This window comes from Luteibacter sp. 3190 (genome assembly GCF_031456385.1).
Classification (GTDB): domain Bacteria; phylum Pseudomonadota; class Gammaproteobacteria; order Xanthomonadales; family Rhodanobacteraceae; genus Luteibacter.
Genome location: NZ_JAVDUO010000004.1, coordinates 191,513 through 209,841, shown reverse-complemented (window position 1 = coordinate 209,841; position 18,329 = coordinate 191,513). Strand labels below are relative to the sequence as shown.

14 protein-coding genes are annotated in these 18,329 nt (G+C 69.8%); 8 read left to right on the top strand and 6 right to left on the bottom strand.

Features of this window, described 5'->3' with window-relative positions; genetic code table 11:
* Window positions 1–8: 8 nt before the first annotated feature.
* Window positions 9–1,976, bottom strand: coding sequence for a PA domain-containing protein (locus J2X58_RS16575; protein WP_090057444.1), 1,968 nt, complete (start codon window positions 1,974–1,976; stop codon window positions 9–11).
* The gene (locus J2X58_RS16570; protein WP_139206119.1) at window positions 1,973–2,410 is read right to left on the bottom strand and encodes a hypothetical protein; all 438 of its coding nucleotides are present in this window, start codon (window positions 2,408–2,410) and stop codon (window positions 1,973–1,975) included. Before J2X58_RS16570 ends, J2X58_RS16575 begins: the two co-directional genes overlap by 4 nt.
* Window positions 2,411–2,992: 582 nt before the next feature.
* Here J2X58_RS16570 and J2X58_RS16565 point away from each other — a divergent pair.
* Window positions 2,993–3,778 carry a TatD family hydrolase gene (locus J2X58_RS16565; protein ID WP_310049555.1) on the top strand — a complete coding sequence of 262 codons (786 nt, stop codon included), beginning with the start codon at window positions 2,993–2,995 and terminating at the stop codon, window positions 3,776–3,778.
* Window positions 3,779–3,817: 39 nt separating this feature from the next.
* Here the strand turns inward: J2X58_RS16565 and J2X58_RS16560 are convergent, their stop codons facing one another.
* On the bottom strand, window positions 3,818–5,476 hold the full coding sequence (locus J2X58_RS16560; RefSeq protein ID WP_090057451.1) for a Na+/H+ antiporter: 1,659 nt from the start codon (window positions 5,474–5,476) through the stop codon (window positions 3,818–3,820).
* A 464-nt stretch (window positions 5,477–5,940) separates the two neighbouring features.
* Between J2X58_RS16560 and J2X58_RS16555 the strand changes: the two genes are divergently transcribed.
* Window positions 5,941–6,615 carry a response regulator transcription factor gene (locus J2X58_RS16555; protein WP_310049550.1) on the top strand — a complete coding sequence of 225 codons (675 nt, stop codon included), beginning with the start codon at window positions 5,941–5,943 and terminating at the stop codon, window positions 6,613–6,615.
* Here the strand turns inward: J2X58_RS16555 and J2X58_RS16550 are convergent.
* The gene (locus J2X58_RS16550) at window positions 6,588–7,982 is read right to left on the bottom strand and encodes an ATP-binding protein (protein ID WP_310049549.1); all 1,395 of its coding nucleotides are present in this window, start codon (window positions 7,980–7,982) and stop codon (window positions 6,588–6,590) included. The genes J2X58_RS16555 and J2X58_RS16550 overlap by 28 nt on opposite strands.
* A gap of 211 nt (window positions 7,983–8,193) precedes the next feature.
* On the opposite strand from J2X58_RS16550, the gene J2X58_RS16545 reads away from it, so the two are divergent.
* From J2X58_RS16545 to J2X58_RS16530, 4 genes are read left to right on the top strand one after another with little or no spacing between them, the layout of a single operon-like run.
* Window positions 8,194–10,608, top strand: coding sequence for a YadA-like family protein (locus J2X58_RS16545; protein ID WP_310049546.1), 2,415 nt, complete (start codon window positions 8,194–8,196; stop codon window positions 10,606–10,608).
* Window positions 10,609–10,639: 31 nt separating this feature from the next.
* Window positions 10,640–12,481: a S8 family serine peptidase gene (locus tag J2X58_RS16540; RefSeq protein ID WP_310049542.1), complete on the top strand. Its 1,842-nt coding sequence runs from the start codon at window positions 10,640–10,642 to the stop codon at window positions 12,479–12,481.
* A 21-nt stretch (window positions 12,482–12,502) separates the two neighbouring features.
* Window positions 12,503–14,332: a S8 family serine peptidase gene (locus J2X58_RS16535; protein WP_310049540.1), complete on the top strand. Its 1,830-nt coding sequence runs from the start codon at window positions 12,503–12,505 to the stop codon at window positions 14,330–14,332.
* Window positions 14,333–14,355: 23 nt separating this feature from the next.
* The gene (locus tag J2X58_RS16530; RefSeq protein WP_090057466.1) at window positions 14,356–14,595 is read left to right on the top strand and encodes a hypothetical protein; all 240 of its coding nucleotides are present in this window, start codon (window positions 14,356–14,358) and stop codon (window positions 14,593–14,595) included.
* Between the two features lie 24 nt (window positions 14,596–14,619).
* On the opposite strand, the gene J2X58_RS16525 is transcribed toward J2X58_RS16530, so the two are convergent.
* Together J2X58_RS16525 and J2X58_RS16520 are read right to left on the bottom strand one after the other, a co-directional pair.
* Window positions 14,620–15,504: an EamA family transporter gene (locus J2X58_RS16525; RefSeq protein ID WP_310049537.1), complete on the bottom strand. Its 885-nt coding sequence runs from the start codon at window positions 15,502–15,504 to the stop codon at window positions 14,620–14,622.
* A gap of 246 nt (window positions 15,505–15,750) precedes the next feature.
* The gene (locus tag J2X58_RS16520) at window positions 15,751–16,536 is read right to left on the bottom strand and encodes an AMP nucleosidase (RefSeq protein WP_090057469.1); all 786 of its coding nucleotides are present in this window, start codon (window positions 16,534–16,536) and stop codon (window positions 15,751–15,753) included.
* 194 nt (window positions 16,537–16,730) lie between these two features.
* Here J2X58_RS16520 and J2X58_RS16515 point away from each other — a divergent pair, with 194 nt between their 5' ends.
* Both J2X58_RS16515 and J2X58_RS16510 read left to right on the top strand, forming a co-directional pair.
* Complete coding sequence (locus J2X58_RS16515; RefSeq protein WP_175472883.1) at window positions 16,731–17,675, top strand: DegV family protein; 945 nt, start codon at window positions 16,731–16,733, stop codon at window positions 17,673–17,675.
* 3 nt (window positions 17,676–17,678) lie between these two features.
* The gene (locus J2X58_RS16510) at window positions 17,679–18,320 is read left to right on the top strand and encodes a DUF4124 domain-containing protein (RefSeq protein WP_310049530.1); all 642 of its coding nucleotides are present in this window, start codon (window positions 17,679–17,681) and stop codon (window positions 18,318–18,320) included.
* The last annotated feature ends 9 nt before the right edge of the window (window positions 18,321–18,329 follow it).

The following is an 18,329-nucleotide window of genomic DNA, read 5'->3' as shown; positions in this document are numbered from 1 at the left end:
GTCGTGCGCTACTGCGTGTACACGCCCAGCACCGAAACGCCGGAGTACGCCTTCACGCCCTTCACGGTCAGCGTCCAGACGCCCGCCGCCGGATTGCCGGTGGTGAAGGCCTCGCTGTTGCCGGGCTTGTTCGGCTGCGTCTTCACGGCGCCCTTCGGATCGGTCACCGAGATCGAGACGTCGCCCGACCCGCCGAACGTGCGCAGGCTGAGCGTCTTCGCCCGTGCCGGTACGTCGAGCGTGTAGACCACCGTCGAGCCCGCGGCGCCCTTCTGGTTGGCCAGCGCCTTGTTGTTGCTGAGCGCGATGCCCGGAGGAGCCGGCGGCGGACCGAACGCGGCGTACTGCTTCTGGGTTTCCGCGTCGGAGAGGCAGGCGTTCAGGCTGGATGCCTGGCCGGCCGTGATCAGACCGTCGCTGGCGAGCTTCGCGGCGTACGCCGTGATACCCGCACGGTACGCACCGACGTCGGCCGAGTTCTCGGCAATGATCTTCGCGTTGGCGATCACGTTCGCGCCGATGACGAGGCCGCCCGGGACGAGCCTCGGGATACCCGTGTCGCAGGTGAGCAGCGTCTGGTTGCTGCGATCGATGCCCCAGCCGATGTCCTGGAACAGCGCCGGGGTCAGATCGAGGTCGATCTCGCCGCGGAGGTCCTGGTTGATCGCGTACTCCATGATCGCGTTCGGCGTCAGGCGCGTGTCGTAGTGCGAGAAGGACGAGCCGGGCGAGAGCGTCGCCGGCGCGTAGATCAGCACACCGTCGGCGTTCGTGCCGGCAAGGCCGGTGCCTTTGCCGACGCTGCCCGTGAGGCCCGCGAGATTCGCCTTGAGCTTCGCGCCATCGACCTGGCTCACGAGGATCACGGGAATGTTCACCGGCGACGCCGGCGTGCCGCCCGGCGTGACGCCCGCCGCCTGGTTGTTCGCCAGGAGCACGGCCGTGGCACCGGCCGCCTGCGCGTTGAGCGACTTCACGGTGAAGTCGCACGAGCCACGATCGATCAGCGCGACCTTGCCGGCGACGGCGGACGCGTTCGTGATCGCGGCGCAGCCGTCGTTCGGCACGGCCTGGGCGACGCTACCCGTGAAGTTCGACGCGGTGGCGGTCGGACCGAAGCTGGCTTGCGCGTAGCCGTATTCGCCCACGGCGGCGGCCGGCGCGGTGACGCGATAGACATCGGGCAGACCCAGGGCGAGCGGTGCCTCGGCGATCACGGTCGCGCCGGAGAAGGCGAGATGGCCGTCGTCGAGCGCGGCGCTGACGCGCTGTGCCGGGGTGAGGTCGTTCCAGAGCACGCCGTCGTGCTTGACGTAGGTGCCGTAGATGTTCGGATACGAACCGGCGCCTCCCGGGAAATCCTCACCGGTCTCGAGGTCCGTCAGGTCGAGGAAGCCGAGACCGTGGCCCATCTCGTGCAGCACCACGTTGAGGAAGTCGATCTGTCCCGCCGGGACCTGGTGATCGAGACCCATGTACCACTTCGATCCTTCGATGCAACCCGGCGAGCCGAGCGCGCCGTTGAACTGGCTCTGGATGTCGGCGTTACCCGGATCGAGATCCTCGCCCGCGAGCGCGTCGGCGGTGGGACCCGCGTACCACGTATTGGCGAGCGCGCCGGCCGGCAGCGTGGCGCCCGCGTCGAAGGTGAAGACGGAAAGCGGACCGGACGAACCGAGCACGCCACCGGTGGCGTCGCATTCGAGCGGTTCGAACGTGGCGTTGTTGATGATCGTCACGTTGCTCTTGAGGTAGGAGCCATGGATCTGCGCGGCGAACTTGAACACGTTCAGGGCCTGCTGGCCGAACGTCGTGCCCGGATTGCCGCCGACAGGCGTGGCGGGCGTGGGATCGTCGAGACCCTGGCCGGTGCCGACGTCCTGGTTGACGATCTTGATCTCGGCGGCGTTGGCGCTGATCGCGCCGCACAGTCCGGCCGTGAGGAGGGCGGAATAGAGAAGGCCGCGGCGGATCATCGGGTCGCCTCCGGTGCCTGCGGCGCGGCCGGAGCGGCTGCGTCGTCGTGCCTGATGGTGATCGTGCCGTCCGCGGCGCGCGTGGCCACGAGGCTCGTCATGCGCGACTGCGGAAGCCGCGCGCCCGTGGCCTTCACGCCGTTGCCGAGGGTCACCTTGCGCAGCGTCGTCTTCGCGTCGGCGTTGGTCAGCGGCTGGCCCGAGAGGGCCGAGAGCCGTGCCTGGCGCGCCTGGAAGGCCTGGGAATAGGCCGCGCGTTCGGCGGCGGTCGGCTCGCGGAGCTTGCCGGTCGCGGGATCGATGGCCACCTGCACCCCGGCGGCGCGCGGCGCAGGCTGTGCCTGCGGTGTGTCGGCGGCGTGCGCCGCTCCCGCGACGAAGAACATGCCCGTCAGCACGAGGCCCATGGCCTGTGCCAGTGTTCGTGAAGTCATTACCAGTACCTCCCTAGTGCGGCGCCGGGACCCCTCCCTGCACGCCCACCGGCGAAGACCCCCTCGCCGGCGTAAACACTCGAGGATCGGACGTTCCCCACAACGTCAAACCCTGCCCGCCGCCGCGCCTCGCGCGACGGCGACGATTCATGACGTGGTGGGACAGCCGGCGAAACCGGCGGGGTGCGATGCGACGAACGGCCCGGGCGAACGGGCCGGAAGGTGCGAGCGGACGAACGCGCTCACGGTCGTACGGTTTACCATCTGCACTACCCCTTGCCCCGTGGTACTGCCTTCAGACGGCCACTTGCAGGCCGTCTTCCCTTTTGATGCCCGTGGCGGGCACCCCCTGCGAAAAGGTGTTTAAGCACGGCGTCTTTTTGACGCCCGTCGTTGGAACGTAGCAGCACGAAAATGCGAACGTCAATCTTTTGACTCCCGATGTCGTGTCGGCCGAACGGCCTATGCGAAAATCCCGGCGAAACGCATTTTCCAGGGGCAAAGGCGCGGCGATTCATGGCCTTGCGTTTCGATAACGCACACCTCCTTCAGTCAACGAAACGAACCAAAGCGAAAGAAAACATGGACTTGATCGACATCGGCGCGAATCTCACCCACGAATCCTTTCGTCAGGATTTTGACGACGTGCTCGACCGCGCCAGCGCGCATGGCGTCGGGCGCATGGTGGTCACGGGCGCGTCGCGCGAGGGAAGCGTGCACGCCCTCGAGATCGCACGGGCGAGTGGAGGGAGGCTCTTCTCGACGGCCGGCGTGCATCCGCACCATGCGATCGAGTACGACGACGCGACCGACGCGCTCCTGCGCGAGATCGCCGTGCAGCCGGAGGTGCGGGCCATCGGCGAGACCGGCCTCGACTACAACCGCAACTATTCGCCCCGCGACGTGCAGCGCGAGGTCTTCGAGCGCCAGCTGCGAATCGCGGCGGACCTGGGCAAGCCGCTGTTCCTGCACCAGCGCGACGCGCACCACGATTTCCTGGCGATCCTGAAGCGCTATCGCGACCGGGTGCCCGCGGCCGTCGTGCACTGCTTCACCGATACCGGCGAAGCGTTGCGCGACTACCTCGACCTCGACTGCCACATCGGCATCACGGGCTGGATCTGCGACGAACGCCGCGGCGCGCACCTGCGCGAACTGGTGAAGCTCATACCGGCGGACCGCCTGCTCCTGGAAACGGATGCGCCCTACCTCCTGCCGCGCACGATCCGTCCCATGCCCAAGGACCGCCGCAACGAACCCATGTACCTGGCGCACATCCGCGACGAGGTCGCGCGTGACCGGGGCGAGTCGCGCGAGGCGCTGACGGAGTCATCCACGCGCGCGGCGGAAGCCTTCTTCGGACTCTGACGAACGGGTGGGAGCCGATCGTATCGGCGAGCCCACCGCTCACTCCGAATGCAGGCCGGTCAACGCCGCCTCCGCGAGATCCACTTCGCGCACGAGCGTGCGCAGGGTCTCGTCGTTGATGCGATGCGAGCGCCGCAGCTCGAACAGCTCGCGGCGTTCCGCGCGCAGGGCCGCGAGACGCATCGCACGCTCGGTGCCCGCTTCGGCGCGTGCCTTCTCCGGCACATCGCCCTCCTCGCCCGCGGCTTCCAGGCGCTGCTGGTAATCGCCCAGCACGCGCGCCGCGACACGTGACGCCAGGGCGATCGCGTTCTCGTCGCCGTCGGCCTCCACCTTTTTCTGCTCATCGGCGATGCCGCGCAGCGCCGCCTCGGCGGCCAGCGCACGCGCCATCCGCTCCTCCCGCACGCGTGGATCCTCGCCGGGCAGATTCAGCTTGCGCACGGAGAGCGGCAGGCCGATGGCACCGAACGCCAGCGTGCAGAGGATCACACCCGTCGCCAGGAAGATCATCAGATCGCGCGTGGGGAACGGCACATCCGTGCTCTTCATCAACGGCAGCGAGAGCACGCCGGCCAGCGTGATCGCGCCGCGCACGCCCGCGAGCGAGGTGGTCCACATGAGTCGCGTGCCCACCTTGGGCCGCTGCTCGCCCCGATGCCACGCCCTCAGCAGCACGAAGCGCAGCGAGATCCACACCCAGACGAAGCGCAGGATCACCAGCGCGAACGTGATGGCGACGACGTAGGCCGCGAGATACCACAGCTCGCCTCCGCCGGCTTGCGCGAGGTCGAGTTTCGCGTTGCCGACGATGCCCGGTAGCTGCAGCCCTAGCAGAAGGAAGATCAGGCCGTTGAAGGTGAACTCCACCATCGACCAGACCGCCACGCTCTGCACGCGCGTCGCGACGTACGTGCCTTTCTGCATGTCGGTGTAGTTCATCGTCATGCCCGCGGCGACGGCGGCGAGGATGCCCGACACGCCGAAGTGCTCGGCGAGCAGGTACGCGGCGAACGGCAGCAGCAGGAGCAGGCCGACCTGGCTCGCCGGGTCGACTTCGCTGCTCCAGCGCACCAGGCGCCGGCGCACCACGCCGAACACCGCGCTGACGAACGCGCCGGCCAGCAGGCCGCCGAACGCCGTGACGGCGAAATCGCCGGTGGCGGACAGCAGTGAGAAATGGCCGGTCAGTTCGGCCGCGATCGCGAACTGAAGCGCGACGAGGCCCGATGCGTCGTTGAGCAGCGCCTCGCCCGAGAGGATGTGCATGAGGCGTGGCGGCATGGGCGACCGGCCCGTGATCGACGACACCGCCACCGCGTCCGTCGGCGACAGCACCGCGGCCAGCGCGAACGCGACCGCCAACGGCACCGTCGGGATCATCCAGTGCACGAAGTACCCGATGCCCAGGATCGTGAAGAAGACGAGGCCCACGGCCAGCGCGAGGATCGGACCGCGGAGCAGGAAAAGCTCCCGCTTCGGAATGCGCCAGCCGTCGGCGAAGAGGAGCGGCGGGATGAAGAGCAGGAAGAACAGATCGGGATCGAATTCGACATGCATGCCGAAGGGCCGCGCGAGCAGCGCGCCCAGGCCGATCTGCAGCAAGGGAAGCGGCAGCCGCACGGGCAGGATGCGCACGAGCGCGCCCGACAGCGCGACGACGAGCAACAGGACGAGGATGGTGATGACGAGTTCCATGGAGAGGGACGCTAACGTCTGGGAGGGCCGGGCATCAACACCTCGGCGCGCGCCAGCTAGCACGTACTGCACGCCTCGTCATGAGAAAACGGCGCGACATCTCCGGTGAAGCAAAAAACTGCGACCTCGCTCGCACCTTCCCGCGTAACGCGCGTTACTCAGAATTCTTCCATATCCGCGCGACCCGGCCATCCCTAGCCTCTGGTCCCGGGAACCAATCGTCGTTCTTGGCTCCTGCGCTTTTGGCCGCTCCTTCGGGAGCGGTCCTTTTTTAAGACACGACTCCCGTACTGCTCCGCATGGCAGGACACGCCCGCGACGCGCCATCGCGCGGGCGACCCCGGATTGCCGCCCGCTCCCACGGGCGGACCTTTTTCGTCCGATCGCAGCTTCACTACCACCCTGCCGAATTCGCGTATGTTAGGGTCCCGACAGAACAGCAGGGGAAGGGGCCGGTGATCAGCGTGGCACTCGTCGAGGACGACATCGCCCTGCGCGATCGTGTCCTGCTGCCCAGCCTGCGGCGGGCCGGCTTCGACGTGCGGCCCATGGCGCTGGCGGCGGAACTGCGCGAACACCTCTCGCACGAGGCCGTCGACATCGCGGTGCTGGACGTGGGACTGCCCGACGGCGATGGCTTCTCGCTCTCGAAGCATTGTCGCGAGGCCCGGCCGGACATGGGCATCGTGATGCTCACCGGTCGCCGCGACACCGACGACGTGGTGCGCGGCCTGAACGACGCAGACGCCTACCTGACCAAGCCGGTGTCGGTCGACGTGCTGGTCGCGACGCTCGGCAGCGTCGCCCGGCGGCTCGGCCGCCTCGTCGCGCCGCCGCCCGCCGAACCCTGGCGACTCGTGGGCAGCCAGTGGACCCTGCGTTCACCCGCCGGCGTACGCATCGGCCTCACCGCGACGGAGCGCACGTTCCTCACGGTGCTGTTCGATCGCGTGGACGAGACCGTTCCGCGCGACGATCTGGTGCAGGCCATGACGGACAACGTGCACGATTACGACCCGCACCGCCTCGACTCGCTCCTGCATCGCCTGCGCCGGAAGATCGCCGCCGCGACCGACGAACGCTTCCCGCTGAATCCCGTGCACGGCAACGGCTACATGCTGGTCGCGACGGATACCTGATCGTCCGGCTCGTCCGCGTGCGGAAGGATCATGGCGATCGTCGTGCCCTGCCCCGGCACGCTCGTGATCCGCAGGTCGCCGCCCACGCGACGTAGCATGCCGTAGACCGTCGAGAGACCGAGCCCCGTCCCCTGTCCGCGGCCCTTCGTGGTGAAGAACGGCTCCGTGACGCGTTCGATGACGGACGGCTCGATGCCCGTGCCGGTGTCGCTGCACTGGATGGTCACGCACGCGCCCCCGGTCACCGTCACGCTGAAGCATCCGCCACGGGGCATCGCGTCACGCGCGTTCGAGGCGATGTCGAGGAAGGCGAGATCGAGCTCGTTGCGATCCACGCGTACGAAGAGCGGCTGCGACGGTGGCGCGACCTGCAGTCGCACGGTCGGCGGCAGCAGCTGGCGGAGCATCGTCGTCAGGCTGGCGCATACCGCCGCGAGGTCGACCACCTCGACGGCACCCGTGTCGCGACGACTGAAGCCGAGCAGGCGTCCCGTCACGGCGGCACCGCGATCGGCGGCCTCTTCGATGCCTTCGAGCGCATCCTGCAGCCGTTCCACGTCGTCGCCCTGCGAGGCACGTCCGGTCATGACACGGAATCGCTCGCGCGCGTAGCCCTGGATGACGCCGAGCACGTTGTTGAAGTCGTGGGCGACACCACTCGCCAGCTGCCCGACCGCTTCGAGCTTGCGCGTGTGCAGCAGCGCCGCCTGGCTGCGCTCGCGTGCCGCGACCTCCTGCCGGAGCGCGCGTCCGCGCGCCTCCGACTCGGACAGCGCCGAGCGCAGGCTGTAGTTGAGCTGGTTGAGGAACAGCGTGATCGCCACGTACGACGCGCCGACGGACGGAAACTCGTTGTAGCTGCGCCAGAAGTTGGCCGACCAGTCGCCCGAGGCGATGGCGTCGCGGGTCATGGCGAGCAGCAGGCTGCCGCAGATGACGCCGAAGGTCGTCCAGAGCGCGCGTTTGCCAAGCAACAGCGTCGCCAGCACCAGCACTTCCATCGCCGTCTCGTCGGTGGGCATCACCGCGTACCCGAACGTGGCGTACGCGAGCAGCATCGAACACCACATCGTGGCGAGAATGGTGATCGACGCCCCGCGGAAATTACCCCGGCGCACGAGGGCGAACGCCACCCATGCCGCGACGGTGATACCGGCGTCGGTGAGGTTGTCGACGAGGATCGCGTAGTTGCCGTAGTCCGGCGCGCCACCGAGCGCGCTGTCGACGAACCAGCGCCGGTAGATCTTGTTGAACGGAACGAACAGGCCTTCGTAGGCCAGCACGAGTTGCAGGAAGACGGCGCTCTTGCGCTCGATCGGATCCGCGATGGGCACGCTGGCGAGCCAGCCTTTCAACGACTTCCACATGCGTGACGCGAGACCTCCCCCAAGGCGCGCATCCGCTGCGTGAGTTTTCGTGAGTCCCCGTGAGTCCCCATGCGTGACAGCGTCCGCCGCCGCCGACTACGTTTCATCCACACGCGGCCGGGGTCGTCCCTCGCGCCGAGTCTAACGCAGGAAAGTCGTCTTCGACGCTTCCACGGGCAGCCCCGCGCTGCCGCGCCATCGGGGAAAATCCATGACTTCAGCAAGCCCAGGTCGGCTCCGTGCCGCTTTGGTGTTCGCGCTCGCCGGTATGGCGGGCACGCAGACCCTCCATGCGCAGGACGCGGCCGCCACGTATTTCGCCGCCAACGGCGATCCGGATGCCACCGATCCCGCGCTCGCGTACGGCCAGTACGCCGTCGCGGCCGGATCGCTCGCCTTCGCGTTCGGCACCGGCAGCGCCGCCTACGGGAGTCTCTCGGGCGCCATCGGCGAATTCTCGCTCGCCAACGGGTACGCCGCGCAGGCCAATGGCGACGACAGCATCGCGAGCGGCCACGACGCCATCGCGGACGGCCTCGGAAGCACCGCGATCGGCGGGCGGGCGCAGCGGATCGACGCGGCGACGAGCGTGCCGCTCGTGGACCACAACGGAAACGCCATCGTCGACAGCACGTACGCGGGCGACCTCGCGGTGGCGATGGGCGCCGGCAGCCGCGCGGAAGGCGTGTCGTCGACCGCCATCGGCACCAGTTCGAGCGCGACCGGCGTGCGCGCCACCGCCGTGGGCTACGGCGCGACGTCCGCCGCGAACGGCGTCTCCGTCGGCGACTACGCGAAGGCGACGGGCCTGCGCAGCGTCGCGATCGGCGGGTCGCTGGACGACTACCTGATCGCCAGCACGCCGAACGGCGATCAGATCATCTACATCTCGATCCCCACGACCGCGAGCGGCACCGACGCCGTCGCGCTCGGCGGCGCCGCGAGCGCCTTCGCCGACCGTGCCGTCGCGATCGGTGCCTTCGCACGGTCGACCGACCTGGGCGCCGTGGCCATCGGCCCCGGCGCGGCGGCGGGCGCGGCGAGCGCGCTCGCCCTCGGCGACAACGCGCAGGCCGGCGGCGCCGATTCGGTCGCCATCGGCCATGGCGCCAGCACGGTCGACGCGACGAACAGCGTGGCCCTCGGTGCCGGCTCATTCACGTATGAGTCCAACGTGGTGACCGTCGGCTACGACGGCAGCGACGGCGGCGCACCGATCCAGCGGCGCATCACCAACGTCGCGGACGGCACGCAGGCGAGCGACGCCGCCACGGTGAGGCAGCTGCAGGCGCTGGATGCGTCCGTCGCGCCGCTGCGCGACTACTTCGGCGCGAACGGCGACGCCTTCGACCAGGTGCAGGTGCTGGGTGCGTACGCGACCGGCGCGGGTTCCGGCGCGCTCGCCCTCGGTGAAGGTGCCGCCGCGTTCGGCAGCCTCGCCGCGGCGATCGGCGATCGCAGCGGCGCCGTCGGCTACGGTGCCGCGGCGTACGCCGCCGACAGTCTCGCGCTGGGGGCGTCGGCGCAGGCCGTCGCGGAGGGCAGCGTGGCGATCGGCGCCGGATCGGTCGCCGACCGCGACGGCACGGTCTCCGTCGGCGCCGAGGGGGCGGACCGGCAGATCACGCATGTGGCCGCGGGCGTCTTCGAGAACGACGCGGTCAACAAGGGCCAGCTCGACGCGCTGCTCGGCATGGGCAACGGTGGCGGCGAGGGCGGCGGTTACCTCATCCGCGGCACGGTGTACGACAGCGTGGGCGCCGCGTTCGGTGCCGTCGACGCGGCCTTCGGCGAGGTGTTTGGCCGTCTGGACGTCCTCGAGGCTGATCCTTCCGGTCCGTCGCAGCCGGGCGCGCCGCTGGGCCGGGGCGAGGGACTCGCCATCGGCCAGGGCTCGGTGGCGACCGACGGCCGCGATACCGCGGTCGGCACGGGCGCCACGATCGGCGCCGACGGCAGCACGGCGCTCGGCAGCAACGCGACGATCACCGCGGCGGCCACCAACGCCGTGGCGGTGGGTGCGGACACGCAGGTCACGGCCGCCGGCGGCGTAGCCGTCGGGCAAGCTGCCAGCGCCACCGCGCAGAACGCCGTCGCGCTCGGCCAGGGCGCGCGCGCCGACGAAGCGAACACGGTGTCGGTCGGCTCGGCGGGCAACGAGCGCCGCGTGACCAACGTGGCGGCCGGCACGCGTCCGACCGACGCGGCGAACACCGCGCAGGTCGACCAGGCGATCGTGACGGCCCAGCAGTACGCGGACCGCGGCGACCAGGCCACGCTGTCGAAAGCCAACGCCTATGCGGATGCGAAGCTCAGCGGCATGGTTTCGTCCGAACGCTTCGACGCGTTCCGCGCGGACACCGACCGCCGCTTCCACGCGGTCGACCAGCGCCTCGACCGCGTCGGCGCGATGGGCTCCGCGATGGCCGGCATGGCCGGCGCGATCGCCGCCGCGGCGGGCACCGATCACCGCGTGAGCGCGGCGGTCGGCGGCTACCACGGCGAAGGCGCCGTGGCCGTGGGCTTCGCGCAGCGCATCCCGGGCAACGGTGCCGTGCTGCTCGGCGGCGCCCTCTCGCGCGGCGGCGAATCCACCGGCAGCGTCGGCGTCAGCTTCGGCTGGTGACCTCCTCCTCCTCGACACGCGGACCCAACCCATGACACTTCCCGCCGTCCTCCCACGTCGCGCGCTCGTCGCGGCGTGCCTCCTCCTCGCCGCCCCCGGCTTCGCGGGCACCGCGGCCACCGCGCCCCTGCGTCCCGGCTCGCTCACGGACCGTTTCATCGTCACCTATAAGTCGCCCGTGCCTGCCGGAGCCGCGGCGAACACGGTCGACGCCGCCGTGGCGAAGACGGTGGCGGGGAACGCGCGTGTCGCGGCGCCGGTGCCGCGTTTCGTCCGCCGCCTCGCCGCGGGTGGCGAGCTCGTGAAGCTCTCGCGCAAGCTGGGTGCCGCCGACGCGGCGACGCTGATGCGCCAGATCGCCGCCGATCCGAACGTGCTGTCCGTGCGTCCGGACGTCCGGCGCCACGCGACCGGCGGTACGCCCGTGCGTCGGGCTGCCGTGGCAGCCCCGAACGATCCCAGCTACGCCGCGTACCAGTGGGATTACTTCGATCCGACGGGCGGCGTGCGGGCGCCCGAGGCATGGCAGGTATCGACGGGTCTTGGCATCGTGGTGGCCGTGCTCGATACCGGCATCGTCGCCCATCCCGACATCGACCTGTCGCTGGCTGGCGACGGCTACGACTTCATCAGCGACGCCTTCGTGTCGGGCCGCGCATCCGACAGCCGCGTGCCGGGCGGCTGGGACACCGGCGACTGGACGTCGACCGAGCCCTATACCAGCGAGTGCGGCACGTCGGAAGACTCGAGCTGGCACGGCACGCATGTCGCCGGCACCATCGCCGAGAGCACCGACAACGGCGTCGGCCTCGCCGGCCTGGCGCACGACGCCACCGTGTTGCCTGTCCGCGTGCTCGGCCACTGCGGTGGCTACGATTCGGACATCGCCGATGCGGTCGTCTGGGCGGCGGGCGGCCATGTCGACGGCGTGCCCGACAACGCGCACCCCGCGCAGGTCATCAACATGAGCCTCGGCGGCTACGGCGCCTGCTCCGACAGTCCGCTGGGCGATGCCATCGCTATCGCCCTCGCGCGCGGCGTGTCGGTCGTGGTGGCCGCGGGCAACGACACCGACGATGCGCAGAACTACGCACCGGCCTCGTGTCCGGGCGTGATCACGGTCGGTGCCACCGGCATCACCGGCAAGGCGTCGTACTACTCCAACTTCGGCAAGGTGGTCACCGTCGCCGCGCCCGGCGGCGGTGTGTTCCAGGACGACGATCCGGCCTCGGGCCAGCTCGTCGACCAGGGCTTCGTCTGGTCGCTGAGCAACTTCGGCGCGACGACACCGACGACGCCCGCCTATGGCGGCCTCGCCGGCACGTCGCAGGCGACACCGCATGTCGCGGCGGCGGTCGCGATGGTGCAGTCGGGTCTCGTCGCGAGCGGACTCGATCCGCTCGCGCCCGCGTCGCTGAAGAAACTCGTCGCGGCGTCGGCAGGACCCTTCCCCGTCACGCAGCCGCATCCTTTGGGTACCGGCATCCTCGACATCGATGCCGCGCTGCGTCTCGCCGGCGCGGGACAGGCGCCCGATCCGTCGACGACGCCACTGGTGAACGGCAGGACCGCCAGCGGCATCGCCGCGACGGCGGGCAGCGCGCCCGTGTTCCGCCTGACGATCCCGTACGGCTCGACCAACGCCAGCCTGCGCACGCTCGGCGGAAGCGGCACGGTGCGTCTCTACGTGAAGCGTGGCGCCGTGCCCGCGGCGGATGGCAGCGACGCGGACATCGTCGCCACGCGCGCCGGCACCGCCCAGGTGGCCGTGCTCCCGGCCGACGCCGCCGGGATCTACTACGCGCGCCTCGTCGGCGCGCCTTCCTTCACCAACGTCTCGCTGCTCGGCGCGTTCGTCGCCGCGAAGGCCTGACCTCGATCACGGGAATTCCTCATGGCTCGCCACACGCTTGCTCCCCTCGTTCTCGGGCTATGCCTTGCCGCGTCGTCGTTCGCGGCAGCGGCGGCGACGACGGACACGAAGATCAACGCCAGCACGCTCGATCCCGCACGACCGGTCGACCGTTTCATCGTCACCTACCGCGACGGCAGCGTCGAACGCCGTGGGGGCGCCGATGCGACCCGATCGGCACGCGCGGCGGCGGCGCGCTTCACGATGCAAGGCGCGAGGAGCACGCTCTCCGCCGATTGGGTGCGCAAGGCCGGCACCGGCAGCGACGTGCTGCGCACGTCGCGCAAGCTCGGCGTCGCCGACGCGACGGCCTTCATGCAGCAACTCGCGACCGATCCCGCGGTGGCGCACGTGGAACCCGACGCGATCCTGCACGCCGTGCGGGACACGCGCGCGCAGGGCGTACCCACCGACCCGTCGTACGCGGCGCGCCAGTGGCATTACGCGGATGCACCCGGTGGCGTGAGCCTCCCGGACGCACTGGACTTCGCCGACGGCAGCGGCGTCGTGGTCGCGGTGATCGACACGGGCATCACCGCGCATCCCGACCTGGACACGTCGCTCGCCGATGCCGGTTACGACTTCATCACCGACGCGCTGCTGTCGGGACGTGAGCAGAACGGTCGCGTCCCGGGCGGCTGGGATCCCGGCGACTGGACGAACGAGCCGATCTACAACTTCGCCTGCGGCGAAGACGCGCCGAGCAGCTGGCACGGCACGCACGTGGCCGGCACCGTCGCGGAGCTCACGGACAACGGGGTCGGCCTGGCCGGCATGGCCGGTCGCAGCCGCGTGCTGCCCATTCGCGTGCTCGGCCATTGCGGCGGCTCGACCTCCGACATCGCCGATGCCGTCGTCTGGGCGTCGGGCGGTCACGTCGACGGCGTGCCCGATAACGCGCATCCCGCGAGCGTCATCAACATGAGCCTGGGCGGCGGTGGCGTCTGCGGCCCGTCCGACGTGCTCGGCGCGGCGATCGCCGATGCGCTGACGCGCGGAACGACCGTGGTGGTGGCCGCCGGCAACAGCGGTGCCGACGCCTCGAAGTTCAGTCCGGCGAGCTGCCCCGGTGCGATCGTCGTCGGCGCCACCGGCATCACGGGCAAGCGCGCGTTCTACAGCAACTACGGCGGCACGGTATCGATGGCGGCGCCCGGTGGCGGCGTCTACGTCAACGACGATCCGGCGACCGACACCGAGGCATCGCCCGAAGGTTTCGTCTGGCAGGCGATCAACGGGGGAACGACCGTGCCGGGCGACGCCGTCTATGGCGGATACGCGGGCACGTCGCAGGCGACGCCGCACGTCGCCGGCGCGCTCGCGTTGATGCTTTCGGCATCGCGCCAGATGGGTCGCGCCGACCCCGCACCGGGCACGCTGCGCAGCATGCTGCTCGCGACGGTGAAGCCGTTCCCCGCGACGCCGGATCGCGCGGTCGGCGCCGGCATCCTCGACGCCGGCGCCGCCGTGCAGGCGGCCGTGATCGGTGGCGTGCCGCTGCGCAGCGGCGGACTGCTCGCCGCGCAGGACGGCGTGTCGGGCGCCGGCGGCGTGTACTACATCGACGTGCCGGCCAATGCGCGCGCGCTCACCATCCGGACCTCGGGCGGCAGCGGCGAAGCCGACATCGCCGTCGCACGCTCGGCCGCACCCGCCGCGGACGGCACGGGCAGCCAATGGCGCGCCAGTCGCGCCGGCATCACCGATGCGGTCGTCATCGCCGCGCCGGCGGCGGGACGCTACTTCATCCGGCTGACCTCGCCGTCGGCGTACCGCGGCGTGAGCGTCCTCGCCGCGTACACCGGCTCGTGAACGCCGGACACGAGGACGCACGGATGCATGTGATCGAAGTGGTACTGGGATCGACCGCGAAGGAACTGAGCGAGGTCCGCTGCGATGGCACCGGCCTCCATTGGTTCGACGACCACGACGAGGCGCTCGCGTTCGCCGAGCGCTACGCGGCGACGCTCGAAGCCGACAGTGGCGTGCGGAGCTTCATCAGCGTCTGCGCCGCCGACGGCGTGTGGATATCGCTGGCGGCGCTACGCGCGCGTGAGCGACTACGCGCCACGTAGCGCCGGCTCGATCCGGCTCGGAAATCATGCGGCGGCTTCGTCGCCGGGGCGTAGCCACGGCGATGCGACGAACAGGGCGATGCCAGCCAGGATGATGGCCATGCCCGCCCACACCTGCGGCGCGAAGTGCTCGTCGAACACGATCCACGACGTGACGATGCCCGATACCGGAACCAGCAACGACAGCGGTGCGACCGAGGCGGCGGGATAGGTCTTCATCAGGTTGTTCCATACCAGGTATCCGAACACCGTCGTGACGTACGCCTGGAAGGCGATGGAACCCGCCGCGCGCCAGGTCAGCCCATCCGTCAGTGCGACGAACGGCTGAACGCCGCCATGGACCCATGCCAGCACGAAAAGGGCCGGCGCCGAGAACACGCTCGACCAGACGACGAAAGCGAGCATATCCTCCGGGCGATGCATCTTCACGATGACGTTGCAGGCACTCCAGCTGATCGCCGCCAGCATCACCAGCGCGACACCCACGAGCGTCGACGACGATGGCGCGTGGCCGATCACCAGCGCCATCCCGCAAAGCGCGAGCACCATGCCCCATACCTGCGGCATGCGGACGCGCTCCCGCAGGAGGAGCGCGCTCAGCAACACGGTGAAGAAGGCGCTGGATTGCAGCAACAGCGACGACAGGCCGGGCGACATGCCCCGCGACATCGCGAGATTGACGACCCACCATAGGCCCACGCCGAAGAGGACGCCGTACCCCGCCAGGGCGGCGAGCGGGACCTGTCGGGGACGCCGGACGAACAGCACGAGCGGAAACGCCGTGAACGTGAATCGCAGCGCGGTGAGGAGGAATGGATCGAGGTCGCGCAGTCCGGCTTCGATGACCGAGAAGTTGCTTCCCCAGATCACCGTGACGAGGACGCCGAGTGCGAGGTGGCCCGGCTTCACGTCGATTGTCCGGGAACACAGGAACGGTCACGCATGGAGAATCTCCGCTGAGGTCGGAGCGGACCCTAGCGGGACGCGATGCCGGCGGCTATGGAAGAAATCGTAAAAGCGCTCCGGGAATGCCGAAGCGCGTCCTGTGTCGCGTTTCGCGAGGAGCCGTCGCGGCCGGGTTCGCTCCCACAGTGCGGCCCGGCCGGGCCGCTCCCGCGAAGGCTTCCCGCATGGAGCCGCCGCGGGTGAGGCGCGTTACTCCGCGTCGTCCTCGAAGCGCAGGTGCTTCACGCTGCGGCCGTGGCGGCGAACCAGCTTCAGGGCTTCCACGCCGACCTTGATGTGGCGTTCGACGAAGTTCGCGGTGACCGAGGCATCGCTGGATTCGGTCTTCACGCCTTCGGGAATCATCGGCTGGTCGGAGACGAGCAGCAGCGCGCCGCACGGAATGTGGTTGGCGAAGCCGGCGGCGAAGATCGTCGCGGTCTCCATGTCGATGGCCATGCTGCGCGTGCGGCGCAGGTAGTCCTTGAAGCCGTCGTCGTGTTCCCACACGCGGCGGTTCGTCGTGTAGACGGTGCCGGTCCAGTAGTCGTGGCCGAGGTCGCGGATCATCGTCGAGACCGCGCGCTGGAGCTGGAAGGCCGGCAGTGCGGGCACCTCGGGGAGGAGATAGTCGTTGGACGTGCCCTCGCCGCGGATGGCGGCGATCGGCAGCACGAGGTCGCCGATGGCGTTCTTGCGCTTCAGGCCGCCGCACTTGCCCAGGAACAGCACGGCCTGCGGCTCGATGACGCTGAGCAGGTCCATGATCGTGGCGGCATTGGGACTGCCCATGCCGAAGTTGATCAGCGTGATGCCGTCGGCGGTGGCGTTCGGCATCGGCCGGTCGCGGCCCCTGACCTCCACGCCGTGCTCCTGGGCGAAGCGGTCGACGTAATGGCCGAAGTTGGTCAGCAGGATGTGCCGGCCGAAGTCCTCCAGCGGCGTGCCCGTGTAGCGGGGCAGCCAGTTGGAGACGATCTCGTTCTTGGTTTTCATGTCGAATCCGGTTGCGCGTGCGCCGGCGGCTTTCGCCCTTCAGGTGCCGACGGCGCGGTTACCGGCGACGCCACGCCGGCGGAGTGCCAAATTCATTCGTGCAAGTGTAGCATCCGCCCAGCGGGGGCGAGCTGGAACGCGCAGGGCGGGCCGGGCACCCCGGGGTCCTTGCGACCTTCGACGGGGGGTGACCGATGCGAATCGGTGTGGCGATCGATGCGGCCTGCGACGTGCCGCATGAATTCATCGAGAAGCATGGCATCGCGGTCATGCCGATCACGGTCAAGGTGGACCAGCAGCGCTTCAAGGACGACCGCGATCCGGCGGAGATCCAGCGCTTCCGCGATCAGAAGCTCGGCAGCCGGAGTCACTCCGCGGAGACCGAGGCCAGTTCGGTCGAGGACGTGCAGAACCTGTTCCTGGGCCGCATGGTCAAGGAATACGACTGCGTCATCTGCCTGACGATCATGGCCACGCGCAGCCCCATCCACGACAACGTGATCAAGGCGAGCTTCGCCATCCTGAAGAACTATCGCCCGGTGCGCGAGGCCGCCGGCATCGGCGGGCCGTTCCTGATGCGCGTCGTCGACACGCGGAACATCTTCGCCGGTGCCGCGTCGGCCGTCGTGGAAACGGTGCGCATGATCCAGGAGGGCCGCTCGCCGGCGGAGGTCCGCGAGCGTGCCGCGCACATCGCCGACTGCTCCTACGGGTACATGCTGCCGCGCGACCTGAATTACCTGCGCTCGCGCGCCCGCAGCAAGGGCGACCGCAGCGTGAGCTTCCTCAGTTCCATGCTCGGCACCGCGCTCGACATCAAGCCCATCCTGCGCGGCCATCGCGGCGAGACCGGCCCGGTGGGCAAGGTCCGCGGCTTCGAGCACGGCGCGCAGGTGCTGTTCGACTACGTGACCAAGCGCGTGCAGGCCGGCCTGCTCGTGCCGTCGCTCTCGCTCAGCTACGGCGGCGATCTCGACGAGATGCGCAACCTGCCCGGCTACACCTCCATGGTGCGGACGTGCGGCGAATCCGGCGTCGAGATCCTCGAAAGCCCGATGGGTATCACGGGCATGGTCAACGTCGGGGAAGGCGCGATGACGATCGGCTTCGCATCCGAAGACCACGTGGCCGACTTCTAGGCCATGCACGGCGCGCGCGTCCTGCTGGCGTTCGCGGCGCTCGCCGCCATCGTCCCGGTGGCGGCGCAGACGGTCTACAAGTGCCAGGCGGGCGAACAGACGATCTACCAGCAGGCGCCGTGCACGAAGGGGCAGCGTCAGCAGACGATCGAGCTGCAACCGCCGGCGCCGTCCGGTGCGGTCGCACCGATGCCCGCGGCGCCCGTTCGTTCCGTGGCCGACGACGACGCGGCGCCGCCACCGGTGCCCGCGGCACCGCCGCCGATTCTTTACGGGTGCGTCCGCGCCACCGATGGCAAGGCGTACACCTCGGCGAACGGACATCCCGAGCCGTACCTCGCCCCATTGGGCGTGCTCGGCGCAATCAGCCAGCCGCTCGCCGACACCTACGGAAGCCGCGATGCCGCCATCGCGTCGGCCCCGGAACTCAATCGCGGCAAGGGCAACGCGGCCGCCGTCGCGACGAGCAACTACGTCTGGGTGCAGGACCAGTGCAGACAGCTGAGTCCTGCGGAAGCGTGCCGGGCGCTGCGCGACGACGCCGATTCGAATCAGCGGGCCATCCGCAACGCCTTCAAGAGCGAGCGCGGCCCGCTCGAGGCGAAGGATGCGGCGCTGCGCGAGCAGCTGCAAGGCTGCGGTTAGCACCGTAGC